The sequence below is a fragment of the Tamlana crocina genome (genome assembly GCA_040429635.1).
Taxonomy (GTDB): Bacteria; Bacteroidota; Bacteroidia; order Flavobacteriales; family Flavobacteriaceae; genus Flavisericum; species Flavisericum crocinum.
Map to the genome: position 1 here is coordinate 61,561 of CP158972.1, position 12,859 is coordinate 74,419.

At 38.0% G+C, this 12,859-nt stretch carries 13 protein-coding genes and 1 tRNA gene; 7 read left to right on the plus strand and 7 right to left on the minus strand.

Going from position 1 to position 12,859, the window contains the following annotated elements; all coding sequences use genetic code 11:
• Window positions 1-192 precede the first annotated feature (192 nt).
• The 7 genes from pyrH to ABI125_00295 all read left to right on the plus strand — a co-directional run bounded on the left by pyrH (window position 193) and on the right by ABI125_00295 (window position 9,122).
• Entirely contained in the window at window positions 193-900 is a 708-nt protein-coding gene (gene pyrH / locus ABI125_00265; GenBank protein ID XCF06312.1) for a UMP kinase, read from the plus strand.
• A gap of 51 nt (window positions 901-951) precedes the next feature.
• On the plus strand, window positions 952-1,509 hold the full coding sequence (gene frr, locus ABI125_00270; GenBank protein ID XCF06313.1) for a ribosome recycling factor: 558 nt from the start codon (window positions 952-954) through the stop codon (window positions 1,507-1,509).
• Between the two features lie 58 nt (window positions 1,510-1,567).
• A complete protein-coding gene (locus tag ABI125_00275; protein ID XCF06314.1) occupies window positions 1,568-2,839 on the plus strand; it encodes a DUF5686 family protein in 1,272 nt (423 codons plus the stop codon).
• Between the two features lie 210 nt (window positions 2,840-3,049).
• Window positions 3,050-5,443 carry an efflux RND transporter permease subunit gene (locus ABI125_00280; protein ID XCF06315.1) on the plus strand — a complete coding sequence of 798 codons (2,394 nt, stop codon included), beginning with the start codon at window positions 3,050-3,052 and terminating at the stop codon, window positions 5,441-5,443.
• Between the two features lie 92 nt (window positions 5,444-5,535).
• Window positions 5,536-6,969, plus strand: coding sequence for an asparagine--tRNA ligase (gene asnS, locus ABI125_00285; protein ID XCF06316.1), 1,434 nt, complete (start codon window positions 5,536-5,538; stop codon window positions 6,967-6,969).
• Between the two features lie 87 nt (window positions 6,970-7,056).
• Complete coding sequence (rpoN, locus tag ABI125_00290; protein ID XCF06317.1) at window positions 7,057-8,517, plus strand: RNA polymerase factor sigma-54; 1,461 nt, start codon at window positions 7,057-7,059, stop codon at window positions 8,515-8,517.
• Window positions 8,517-9,122: a hypothetical protein gene (locus ABI125_00295; GenBank protein XCF06318.1), complete on the plus strand. Its 606-nt coding sequence runs from the start codon at window positions 8,517-8,519 to the stop codon at window positions 9,120-9,122. Before rpoN ends, ABI125_00295 begins: the two co-directional genes overlap by 1 nt.
• Window positions 9,123-9,126: 4 nt before the next feature.
• Here ABI125_00295 and ABI125_00300 read toward each other — a convergent pair whose 3' ends face one another.
• The 7 genes from ABI125_00300 to ABI125_00330 form a co-directional block, all read right to left on the minus strand.
• Window positions 9,127-9,546, minus strand: coding sequence for a hypothetical protein (locus ABI125_00300; protein XCF06319.1), 420 nt, complete (start codon window positions 9,544-9,546; stop codon window positions 9,127-9,129).
• Window positions 9,547-9,568: 22 nt separating this feature from the next.
• Window positions 9,569-10,258 carry a porin family protein gene (locus tag ABI125_00305; protein XCF06320.1) on the minus strand — a complete coding sequence of 230 codons (690 nt, stop codon included), beginning with the start codon at window positions 10,256-10,258 and terminating at the stop codon, window positions 9,569-9,571.
• Between the two features lie 91 nt (window positions 10,259-10,349).
• Window positions 10,350-10,826, minus strand: a complete 477-nt coding sequence (locus ABI125_00310; protein ID XCF06321.1) for a biopolymer transporter ExbD — start codon at window positions 10,824-10,826, stop codon at window positions 10,350-10,352.
• Between the two features lie 22 nt (window positions 10,827-10,848).
• Entirely contained in the window at window positions 10,849-11,433 is a 585-nt protein-coding gene (locus ABI125_00315; protein XCF06322.1) for a biopolymer transporter ExbD, read from the minus strand.
• A gap of 3 nt (window positions 11,434-11,436) precedes the next feature.
• A complete protein-coding gene (locus ABI125_00320; protein XCF06323.1) occupies window positions 11,437-11,868 on the minus strand; it encodes a hypothetical protein in 432 nt (143 codons plus the stop codon).
• A gap of 23 nt (window positions 11,869-11,891) precedes the next feature.
• Window positions 11,892-12,668, minus strand: coding sequence for a MotA/TolQ/ExbB proton channel family protein (locus ABI125_00325; protein XCF06324.1), 777 nt, complete (start codon window positions 12,666-12,668; stop codon window positions 11,892-11,894).
• A 75-nt stretch (window positions 12,669-12,743) separates the two neighbouring features.
• Window positions 12,744-12,831 (minus strand) — tRNA-Ser (locus ABI125_00330).
• Between the last annotated feature and the right edge of the window lie 28 nt (window positions 12,832-12,859).

Sequence of the window (12,859 nt, forward strand, 5' to 3'; positions counted from 1 at the left end):
CCAAAAAAGGAATCTACAATAACAAAAGCCACTATTCTGTTTTTAGGATAGTGGCTTTTTTATATCCTTAATGGTATATATTTCAGTAAAAAATTGTCCAATTTCAGCATATCTAAAAATTCAAATCAAAAAAAATTTGCTTAGTTTTGCACAACTCTGTTTCCGCGCATGCGGAAATCTCATCAAAAATCTATGAAATATAAAAGAATACTCCTTAAATTATCTGGTGAAGCCTTAATGGGAAGTCGTCAATATGGTATCGACCCAGAGCGATTGGCCGAATATGCGCAAGACATTAAAACCATTACCGATAAAGGTATAGAGGTAGCCATAGTTATTGGGGGCGGAAATATTTTTAGGGGTGTTGCCGGAGCCAGCAAGGGCATGGACCGTGTTCAGGGCGACCACATGGGTATGCTTGCTACCGTAATTAACGGACTAGCTTTACAAGGCGCTTTGGAGGATATCGATATTCCAACCCGATTGCAAACAGCCATAAAAATCAATGAAGTGGCCGAGCCTTTTATAAGACGAAAAGCTATGCGTCATTTGGAAAAAGGCCGTGTGGTTATTTTTGGAGGCGGAACGGGAAATCCTTATTTCACCACAGATTCGGCAGCCGTACTTCGTGCCATTGAAATTGAAGCCGATGTGATTTTAAAAGGTACTCGTGTAGATGGTATTTACAACGCCGATCCGGAAAAAGACACCACTGCAGTTAAATTCAACTCCATTTCATTTGACGACGTTTTACGAAAAGGCTTAAAAGTAATGGACACCACTGCTTTCACCTTAAGCCAGGAAAATAAATTGCCTATTATTGTTTTCGATATGAATACCAAAGGGAATCTGCTTAAGGTCGTTTCTGGTGAAAACATAGGTACAGTGGTTAACGTATAGGTTTTGGCGTAATTTTTGAATAACTTAATTTTCAACTAAAAGCTTAAAAAGATGAACGAAGACATACAATTTATATTAGACGGCACTAAAGAATCGATGGACAACGCCATTAAGCACTTAAAAAAGCAATTTCTTAACATTCGTGCTGGCAAAGCCAGCCCTGCCATGTTGGGCAGTGTAATGGTTGATTATTACGGCTCGCAAACCCCACTTAGCCAAGTGGCCAATGTGAACACCCCCGATGGAAGGACCATTACCGTTCAGCCATGGGAAAAAGGCATGCTACAGGAAATTGAGCGTGGTATTGCTTACGCTAACCTTGGTTTTAACCCGATGAACAATGGCGACACCATTATCATTAACGTACCGCCATTAACTGAAGAGCGCAGACAAACCTTGGCCAAACAAGCCAAAGCCGAAGCTGAAGACGCCAAAGTAAGTATCCGTACGGCAAGGAAAGACGCCATGAACGATATTAAAAAACTGGATGACGTATCGGAAGACGTTAAAAGCAATGCCGAAATCGATGTACAACAAATCACCGATAATTACGTTAAAAAGGTTGATGAACTCTTTGACAACAAAGAAAAAGAAATCATGACAGTATAAATTAAGAAGCGGCAATTAAGTCGCTTTTTTTATAAACAGGATTATTTTAGGTTGTTCCATGCTAAAGCGTTTTATTTTTCTTCTTTTTATTGCCGTTTCAAGCTTTGGAAATTCGCAAGCCGATTATATTTCCGCTACCAGCATTCAACAAGATTCGCTAAAAAAACGCCAATTCCTTCAAAGTATTGGTAACGGGTATTTCCCCTCAAAATATTTCAATGCCGATTTAAGGTATTTAATAAAATATAATCAATACGAAGGTGTGCGTACCGGACTTGGCGGAGTAACCAATAGTGCGTTTTCAGAAAAATATCGTCTGAACACCTACGTGGTTTATGGTTTTAGAGACCATCGCTTTAAGTACAGTTTTGGTGGCGGTTTTAGGGTTTCAGAAAAAACAAATAGTTGGGTGAACCTTTCCTATACCGACGACTTACAAGAAACCGGCAGCACCAAATTTTTAACCGATGGCAGATTCTTCCAGTTTTTTGAACCCCGCTTGCTTAACATCGACCTCTTCCATAGGCACATTACCAAAGCCATTTCGTTCGATCACGAAATACACCCTAAACTACTGTCCGAAACCGAATTTTCTATCAGCAATATTTTACCCACTTATAGATATGCTTATCAATTCAACAATACTACTATCAGTTCATTCGATTTGAGTATCGCCAAAGTTGCCTTGCAATGGGATCCGTTTAATAAAATTATAGCTTCAGAAACAGGAAAAACACAAACAAAACAGGGCTACCCAAAATTCACCCTGCAATATACCAAAAGCTTTAACAACCTTTTTAAAAGCAATTTGGAGTTTTCAAAAGTCGACTTCAGGACGCTTTATAAATTCGGGGACGAAAACGATACCTTTTCAGAAATTATATTAGTTTCGGGCATCGCCAATGGCAACACCCCAATTACGCATTTGTATCACGCCTACCCCAATAATATCACCAAGGAAACCATTTTACAACGTTTTTCGGTGGCCGGATTGAACAGTTTTGAAACCATGTATTTCAATGAGTTTTTCTCCGATAAATTTGCGACCGTTCAATTCAAACATTTTTTAAGACCGTTTAACATTTCCGAACGTTTTAAGCCCCAAATGGTTTTAATTACCCGATATGCTATTGGAGATATGGCTCAGCCCGAAAGGCATCAAAATATCAGTTTTAATTCCCTCAAAAAAGGCTATACCGAATCGGGTTTCGAACTCAACAAGTTACTCTTTGGTTTCGGTATTAGTTTCACCTACCGTTATGGGGCATACCATTTGCCGCAAATTGACGACAATGTGGCTTTTAAATTTACATTTAACGTCACTTTATAAAGTTTTGCAGTGGTTTTTTCTACCTTTGCGCAACTTTTTATTAAGAGCCTGTTTGAATTTATATGATTGACTTTTTCGATAGGTCATTTTTGATGCAGAATGAGGCAAAATTGAAGATAATAGCCAAAGCTACTTGATGAAATTTTAACGAAATTATGAGCAAAAAGGGGCATAGAAAAACGATTGATATGAATTTAAACAGGCTCTAGCATGTTAAAACTTTTCACAAAAGACTTTTGGGACGTTGTTGCGCGATTGATTTTACGCAATAAAATCATCATTCTCGCCGCAATAATCGTCGCTACATTTTTACTAGCCCAGAAATGGGAAAACATGCGCTTCACTTACACCGAAGCGAACCTGTTGCCAGACGACCATGAGGTAAATTTGGTGTACAACGATTTTTTAAAAACATTCGGTGAAGAAGGCAACCTAATTGTACTTGGTGTTAAGGACAGCAGCTTATTTTCGGTTGAAAAATTGAATGCTTGGAACCAGCTTGCCCATAGCTTTAAATCGGACGAGGCGGTGGAAACGGTCATTTCCATAAAAGACCTTCAAAAACTGGTGAAGGATACCGAAAATGAAAAGTTCAAATTGGAACCTTTCATAAAAGGAAAAATTTCTTCCATAGCTGAAATTGACACACTTCAAAACGAACTTTTTGAAAAATATCCGTTTTACGATAATTTCCTGTTCAACAAAGACACCAAAACCATTCGCAGTGCCATCTATCTAAAAAAGAATATCGTTAATACAGCCGCTAGAAAGGATTTTGTAATTGACGTACTTTTACCAAAAATTGAAGCTTTTAAAGCTACACACAACCTAGATGTTAAGGTTTCTGGCATGCCGTACATTCGCACCTTAAACGCCCAACTTATTGTTGATGAAATTGGGTGGTTTGTAGGTGTAGCCCTTTTGGTTACTTCTGTTATTTTCTTTTTCTTTTTCAGGTCGTTCAGGGCTACCTTCATTTCGCTTATTGTGGTATGTATTGGCGTGATGTGGACCTTGGGCATTATTGGGGCACTCAACTACGAAATTACCGTGCTCACGGCTCTAATTCCGCCGCTTATTATCGTTATTGGTATTCCCAACTGTATTTTCCTTATCAATAAATACCAGCATGAGGTAAAGCTGCATGGCAACAAAGTAAAATCGTTACAACGTGTAATTACTAAAATTGGAAACGCCACATTAATGACCAACGTTACCACGGCTTCGGGTTTTGCCACATTCATTTTAACAGAAAGCAAATTGCTGAAGGAATTTGGCGTGGTAGCCTCATTAAGTATTTTGGCCATTTTTATACTTTGCCTACTCATCATCCCCATTATTTACACCTTTTTGCCGTTCCCAAAAGACCGCCACTTAGAGCATCTTAACAAACGTTGGATTGGCGGTTTTGTAGATTGGATGGAACGCATGGTAAGGCAACGCCGCATCACCATTTATTTTACGGCGGTTATTTTATTGGCCATTAGCATTATTGGCATATACCAAATCAAGATTTCGGGCAGCTTGATTGAAGACATGCCGCAGGATTCTGAATTTGTTCAGGACATTCGTTTCTTCGAGGAAGAATTTAACGGCATTATGCCTTTGGAAATTATGGTCGATACCAAACGTAAAAAAGGCGTGATGAAACTCTCCACCCTAAAGCGCATGGACGAACTGGAGGAATTGATTGTTGAAACACCCGAACTCTCCAAACCCATTTCGGTGGTGGGCTTGGTAAAATATTCCAAACAGGCTTATTACAATGGTAAGCCCAAATACTACCAACTACCTACCTCACAGGAAAACAACTTTATTTTATCGTACGCCAAAAACTCCTCTTCAAACGTCGATTTGCTTAATAATTTTGTGGATAGCACCGGCCAATACGCCCGTATCACTACTTTTATGAAAGACATTGGCACCGATAAAATGGAGCGTATTGAAGAAAATCTTCAAACGAAAATCGATAAGGTTTTCCCGAAAGAACGCTACAATGTCACCATGACCGGAAAAGCGCTCGTGTTTCAAAAAGGCACCAAATATTTGGTTAAAAACCTAGCCATTTCATTGTCTTTGGCCATTCTTTTAATCGCCTTGTTTATGGCGTACATGTTCCGCTCGGCAAGAATGATTATTGTATCGCTCATCCCAAACCTTCTTCCATTACTGGTAACGGCAGGCTTAATGGGGTACTTGGGGGTTCCTATAAAACCATCAACTATTTTGGTGTTTAGTATTGCTTTTGGTATTTCAGTAGATGATACTATTCACTTTTTGGCCAAATACCGCCAAGAGTTGCAGGCCAATAAATGGAAAATAAAAGTATCGGTTTACGGCGCCTTACGAGAAACTGGAGTAAGTATGTTTTACACCTCAATTGTGCTATTTTTTGGTTTTTCGGTATTTACCATTTCCAGCTTTGGCGGCACGGTAGCCTTGGGTGCTTTGGTTTCGGCCACTTTGCTTTTCGCTATGTTGTCTAATTTACTGCTTCTTCCGTCTTTACTGCTATCTTTAGAACGTAATATTGCCAACAAGCAAGTCTTAAGAAAGCCATCTATCAATATTATTCCCGAGGAGGACGAAGACGAAAAAATCTAAAGTATACGCCCAAAAATCTATTGCTTTTTTGGAATTCGTAATTTGAATTTTCTTCTTTTAAACCGTTATATTTACCATATAAATTTAAAGGTATGCAATCTAAAACAGTTAAACAGCTATTAACCGAAGATATTGTTACACCAGATGTTGAAGTAAAAGGTTGGGTAAGAACCTTTAGGGCCAACCGATTTATTGCCTTAAACGACGGTTCTACTTTAAACAACATTCAATGTGTTGTAGATTTTGAAAAAATTGACGAAAACACCCTAAAGCGTATTACTACCGGGGCAGCCATTCATGTAAAAGGCAAGCTGGTAGCGAGCCAAGGCAAAGGGCAAAGCGTTGAAATACAAGTGAAAGAGTTGGTTGTTTTAGGGGATTCGGATCCTGAAAAATACCCCATCCAACCTAAGAAACATTCTTTTGAATTTTTAAGGGAAAACGCCCATTTACGCACCCGTACCAGCACATTCAGTGCGGTAATGCGGTTGCGCTCGGCACTGTCGTTTGCCATCCACAAATATTTTAACGACAATGGGTTTTACTACATGCATTCCCCAATTATTACAGGAAGTGATGCCGAAGGTGCCGGAGAAATGTTCCGAGTTACCAATCTGGACTTGAAAAACCTACCAAAAGACGATAACGGAAATATTGATTATTCTGAAGATTTCTTCGGAAAGGAAACCAATTTAACCGTTTCCGGACAATTGGAAGCCGAAACCTACGCCATGTCACTCGGAAAAGTGTACACTTTTGGACCCACCTTTCGTGCCGAAAACTCGAATACCTCGCGCCATTTGGCCGAATTTTGGATGATTGAGCCCGAAGTAGCCTTTATGGATTTGGCCGGAAATATGGATTTAGCTGAAGATTTTATGAAGTCGGTTATCCAATATATTTTAGATAATAACCGTGAAGATCTGGAGTTTTTGGACAAACGTTTGCAAGACGAAGACAAAACCAAACCACAGGCCGAACGCAGTAGTATGGGTCTTATTGAAAAGCTGAATTTTGTTACCGACAACCATTTTAAGCGTGTAAGCTATACCGAGGCCATCGATATTTTACGCAACAGCAAACCCAATAAAAAGAAAAAATTTAAATATTTAATTGACGATTGGGGCTGCGATTTACAGAGCGAGCACGAGCGTTTTCTCGTTGAAAAACACTTTAAGTGCCCCGTAATTCTGTTTGATTACCCTGCCAATATAAAAGCCTTTTATATGCGCCTTAACGACGACGGCAAAACCGTTCGTGCGATGGATATTCTTTTTCCCGGCATTGGCGAAATTGTTGGAGGTGCCCAACGTGAAGAACGGTTGGACGTTTTAAAACAGAAAATGTCCGTTTTAGATATTCCAGAAGAAGAACTTTGGTGGTACCTCGATTTGCGCAAATACGGTACTGCCGTACACTCCGGCTTTGGTTTAGGTTTTGAACGTTTGGTAATGTTTGCCACCGGCATGAGTAATATTAGAGATGTGATTCCGTTTCCACGAACGCCACAAAATGCAGAATTTTAACAAAAAAATTAAAAAAAGTGTAATTTGGCACGGCTTTGGAATAACATACCCTTTTTTTATCTTTGAGTAACAAGCCTTAATCAAAACATGCTTAAACAACAACTACAATTCAAATTATCACAAAAGCTATCGCCGCAGCAAATTCAATTAATGAAATTGATACAGTTGCCTACGCAAGCTTTTGAGCAGCGCCTAAAGCAAGAGTTGGAAGAAAACCCTGCTTTAGAAGGTGGAAAGGATGATGCCAAAGACGATTTGGATTCTGATTTTGATAATTCGGCAGACGAATACAATGACAACGAAACCATTGAAGCTGATGAAATAAATGTTGATGAATATTTAAGCGACGATGAAGTTCCAGACTATCGTACCCAAACCAATAATTACAGCAGTGATGACGACGACAAAACCATGCCCTACGCGGCAGGCACCTCGTTTACACAGCACTTATTAAATCAGTTAAACACGTACAGGTTAAGCGACGAAGAACGCGATATTGCTGAATTTTTGGTAGGCAGCGTAGATGAAAGCGGCTATATACGAAGAAGCCTTAGCGATATTATGGACGATTTGGCTTTTACTCAAAACGTCTACACCACCGAGGAAAACATTGAAAAGGTCCTTAAAAAAGTACACCAATTAGACCCTGCTGGGGTTGGGGCAAGAGATTTACAAGAATGTTTAAGCATACAATTACATCGTAAAGAAAAAAATGCCGATACCGATTTGGCCATTGATATTATTGATAATGCCTTTGACCAATTTACCAAAAAGCACTACAAAAAACTGCTTCAAAAATTCGATATTACCGAAGAACAATTAAAAGGTGCCATTTCTGAAATTGAGCATTTAAACCCCAAACCAGGTGGTTCGTATTCTGGGAACAACCGTATTGTGGAGCACGTGGTGCCCGATTTTGCCATTAAAATAGTAGATGGCGAACTGGAACTTACCCTTAACGGAAGAAATGCTCCCGAATTGCATGTATCTCGAGAATACAACAACATGTTAAAAGGGTACAAGGATGCTAAAGACAAATCGAAATCGCAGAAAGATGCCGTACTCTTTATCAAACAAAAATTAGACGCTGCCAAATGGTTTATTGAAGCTATTAAGCAACGCCAACAAACCTTGTTTGTAACCATGAGTGCCATTATGCATTATCAAAAGGATTATTTTTTAACAGGCGACGAGCGCAATTTAAAACCTATGATCCTGAAGGATATCGCAGACGAAATTAACATGGACGTCTCTACAGTTTCACGAGTGGCAAACAGCAAATATGTTGATACGCCCTACGGCACTATTTTGATAAAGGATTTGTTTTCAGAATCGATGAAAAACGATCAAGGTGAAGACGTTTCTACCCGCGAAATCAAAAAAATATTAGAAACCGTAATCGACGAAGAAAACAAGAGAAAACCCTTAACAGACGAAAATTTAGCATCTATATTGAAAGAAAAAGGCTACCCTATTGCCCGGCGTACCGTAGCAAAATACCGCGAGCAATTGGATATTCCGGTAGCACGACTCCGTAAAAAAATATAATGGATAAACTTTTAAAAAGCATCTCGTATGTTTTTCATCCGCTTATTATGCCTTTGTTTGCGGCATGGTTTTATTTTGAAATATCGCCCAGATATATTTCAGATGAAGTGGTTTACGGAAAACTTATTGCGCTGGGCATATTAACATTTATCCTGCCCATTTTAATTTATTTTCTGTTAAAAACATTGGGCAGAGTAAGCAGCATCCATCTTCAAACCGTACGTGAACGGATTTATCCTTTAATTCTGTACGGCTGTATTTTATTGCTTGTGTTACAGCGCATTGTAAAACCTTCGCTGTCCTCCGAACTTTATTTTTTCTTTATTGGGGTGCTCATTTCGAACATGGCCTGTTTATTAATGGCCCTTATCAAATTTAAGGTGAGTTTACACATGGTTGCTGTTTCTGGCGTGTTTATGTTTTTTGTGGCGCTTAGCATTCACTTTAGCGTAAACATAAACGGTACCCTGGCACTTATGTGCGTTGTTATGGGCGCTGTGGCAACATCTCGTTTACATTTAAAGGCGCACAATTATAAAGAACTTCTTCTCGGTACGTTTATTGGTATTATACCCCAATTAATTTTGGTTAATTATTGGTTGTAAAACATTAAAAACCTTCTATCCAAGGTACAACAAAAAAACCGGCAAGTTGGCCTTCTAAATCCAACACTGTTCTTATTTCAACCTTTTTTTTAGATTCAAAGTTTCCCTTAAACCTATAAACTTGGTATGACTTATCTTGTTTAATCTGGAATACAGTATCTAATTCCAAGCTTTTATAATGCCCAATTGCCTGCTTAATCTTTTTATAGGTCTCCTTTTGAATGGCCTCATTTAATCCTTCAACCATTCTTTGGGTAGCTTCTTCTTCATTTAATTTATAAAATCCGCCTTCTTTCTGCGATGACAGCAATTTGTGTGATATGCTTTTAGCAAATTCTGCCTGATAATCATCCCCTTGTGCCTTTTGTCCGTATTGACAATTGACAAGCAACAATGCAAAAATTAAAAAGAATAGTTTTTTCATGTAAAAGTATTTAGAGCCCGAATCACAAAATATAAAACATCAAACCGATTTTGATGGCACTCATATCGATAGTGTTCCCATTAATCTGGGCATTATTGTTAAAAATGGGGTTTAAAGCATAATACAGATGAAGATTCCATGTGTTGTAACCAGCACTTAATGTTAAACCATACTGAAGATTATTAAAATCCGGATTGTCGTTGTACTTAAAATCTCCCAAATCGCCTTTATGCTTATTGGTATTCACAAAAGAATACCCTAACTTAAAACCGGTGTAAATGCGCCAAAAGTTATAATCGGCTGGCGTAGATGTTCTCCAACGGAATTCAATGGGCAATTCCACCAAATGTGATGCAAACTTGTTTTTGTTATAGGTTCCTTTATCCTCAATAACGTTATAATTGAATTCGCCTGAATTTGATTTACTGACCAACAAATTTTCGTTAAACGAATTGGCCGAATAGCCCAAGCCAATACCAATGGCCCAAGTACGGCTTTTATTAATGGGCATGTCTTTAATGAAACCCAAATGAAACCCCAATGAAAAACCGCTTTGTTTTATGCCAGAAGGTTTATTCACAAGTACATTGTAGGTTACCCCTACATAAAAATGATCTTCTTTGTAAAGAGAATCGATTTCTTTAACCGAATGATCTTGGCTATACATGGTGCCAAAAACAAAAAAAAGTATGACTACAACAAATCGTTTCATGTAGAATGGGCATTATTGAACCAAATATAAAAAACAAAAAGGCGTTTTGAATATTCAAAACGCCTTTTTCTATAAAATTAAGAGTGTAAAATTATTGGTTTTCAAGTACACTTCCTTTTTTTGTAGTGTAATTAATTTTTAGTGCATTAACTTTACGTAGTTCATATTTAATATCACCAATCAATCCCATATTGGCATCACTGTCAACTTTTAATGCAGTGGTTAAAAATGGAACCAATTCCTCTCGTTTAGAAGCGCGCTCTTCAGCGATAAACGAGGCAATATCACTTACATTGGCAAAATCGTCGTTTAACTGGATTCTAGCCTCGGTACCAAACTGCTTATAGTTGGCACTTGGCTTACCCGCATAAATGTACATTACCAAATCTTTCTTATCAAGTTTTTCAACCTGATCGGCATAGGGAAGGTTATTTTCAATTTTAAGGGTGTTTTGCCTCATTACTGTGGCCACCATAAAAAAGAATAATAACATAAATACGATATCTGGTAAAGCCGCTGTGTTTACAGCTGGTATATCGCCTCCCTTTTTCTTCTTAAATTTAGACATATTTTTGAATGTTAAATTTTATCTATTGTACTTCAGAAAGCTTTTGCGGATAATCAAGCTTTATCTGCTCGATTTGATCTTTCAGCTTTGTTTTGTTCCCAGGCCAGTTTACGTCGTTATAATTTGCTTCCATTTCAGCAAATGTTTGCCCGTAAAGCTCTTCTGCCCTTCTGTTTCTAAGTTCGTTGTATGCTGCTACAAGTTCGTTTTGTACGGCGATATACGTTTTATAAGTCGTTTCACGCTCGTTCTTTAACGATATGATAGCTTTGTCTGGATTATCAGAAGAATCAGGGTTCTTTTTACCCTTGCAAAAACTACATGATCCATCGCCTCCGTTATCTAAAAATTCTTTGGCAGCTTCCCTTAAATCCTTCAACTCCATAATCTCATCTTCAACCAACAACTGGTCTTTACCATTCAAAAGAACCGTAAAGATGTTTTTTTGCTTGATGATAGGAGGTTCGGTTTCTTCAATAGGAGGCAACTTTCTATTTAAACCAGAATCGGTTTCAATAGTTGTAGTTACCAAAAAGAATATCAATAACAAGAAAGCAATATCGGCCATGGAGCCTGCATTTACTTCTGGTGCTGCTCTTTTCGCCATAATTTATTTGTTAAATATTTTTTTTGCTCCGCCGTATAGCATCGATCCTATGGCAAGTACTGCAAGGATATAAAATGCATATAAACCTGCGCCTACAGTTTTGGATGTTGATTCCGTCACATCTGCGCCTTTATCTATAAACGGTTTTAAGTTTAAATCTGTACCCGACGAAATGCCATAAGAAATTAATATAATGGCCAAAAATACACCTACGGTAAGTAATGTTTTTTTAAGGTTACCAGCAAACAAGCCTTTGATAACAAACAATACAACCAATAAAAGTACAATACCTAAAACTGCATAGGCCACATACAGCATATTCCCGCTCATACTTTGTGCGCTTTCTTCATCACCAGCCATAATCATTAGTGCAAAAATGGCACCAATAATAGCTAGAGCGAAGGCTACTATTTTTAATATTTTATGTAAACCCATAATTTTTTAGTTTTCAATTATTATTACTTTTTATTTCTAATCAATAGATCCATTAACGTGATAGAAGCATCTTCCATATCGTTAACAATACTATCAATTTTAGCAATAATGTAATTGTAAAAAATTTGAAGGATAATTGCTACCACAAGACCAAATACTGTTGTTAAAAGTGCTACTTTAATACCACCTGCAACAAGTGATGGCTGCATGTCTCCGGCAGCTTCAATTTTATCGAATGCTTGAATCATACCTATTACCGTACCCATGAAACCAAGCATTGGTGCCAAGGCTATAAATAATGAAATCCAAGATACGTTTTTCTCTAATTGTCCCATTTGAACACCACCGTAGGCTACAACCGCTTTTTCGGCAGCTTCCAATCCTTCATCTGTTCTATCCAAACCTTGGTAGAAAATAGACGCAATAGGACCTTTTGTATTTCTACAAACTTCTTTTGCAGCCTCAACACCACCTGAAGCTAACGCATCTTCTACTTCTTGAGTTAACTTTTTTGTGTTTGTAGTTGAAAGGTTTAAAAAGATAATTCTTTCTATGGCAATGGCTAATCCTAAAATTAAACATAACAATACGATCCCCATAAAACCAGGGCCTCCTTCAATAAAACGTTTCTTTAATTCTTGGTGAAAACCTAACGATTCTTCAGCTGCTGCTGAATCCTCTTCTTGAGCCACAGTTACTGTAGTTGTAACAGCGCTATTCGTGTTTGCAATGGTTGTTGCATTAGCCGTTCCAAATGCCATCATTCCTGTTATGGCAAGGATTGAAAATAATCTTTTCATGTTCTAAAATCTTAATTTTATTAGTTAAAAGTGTTTAAAGATATAAAAAAAAAGCAATTAAAAATAAAATAACAGCAGAGAGGAAGGGATTCGAACCCTCGATACGCTTTTGACGTATACACACTTTCCAGGCGTGCGCCTTCGACCACTCGGCCACCTCTCTGTATATTAATCATCTTAATTAACAGGGG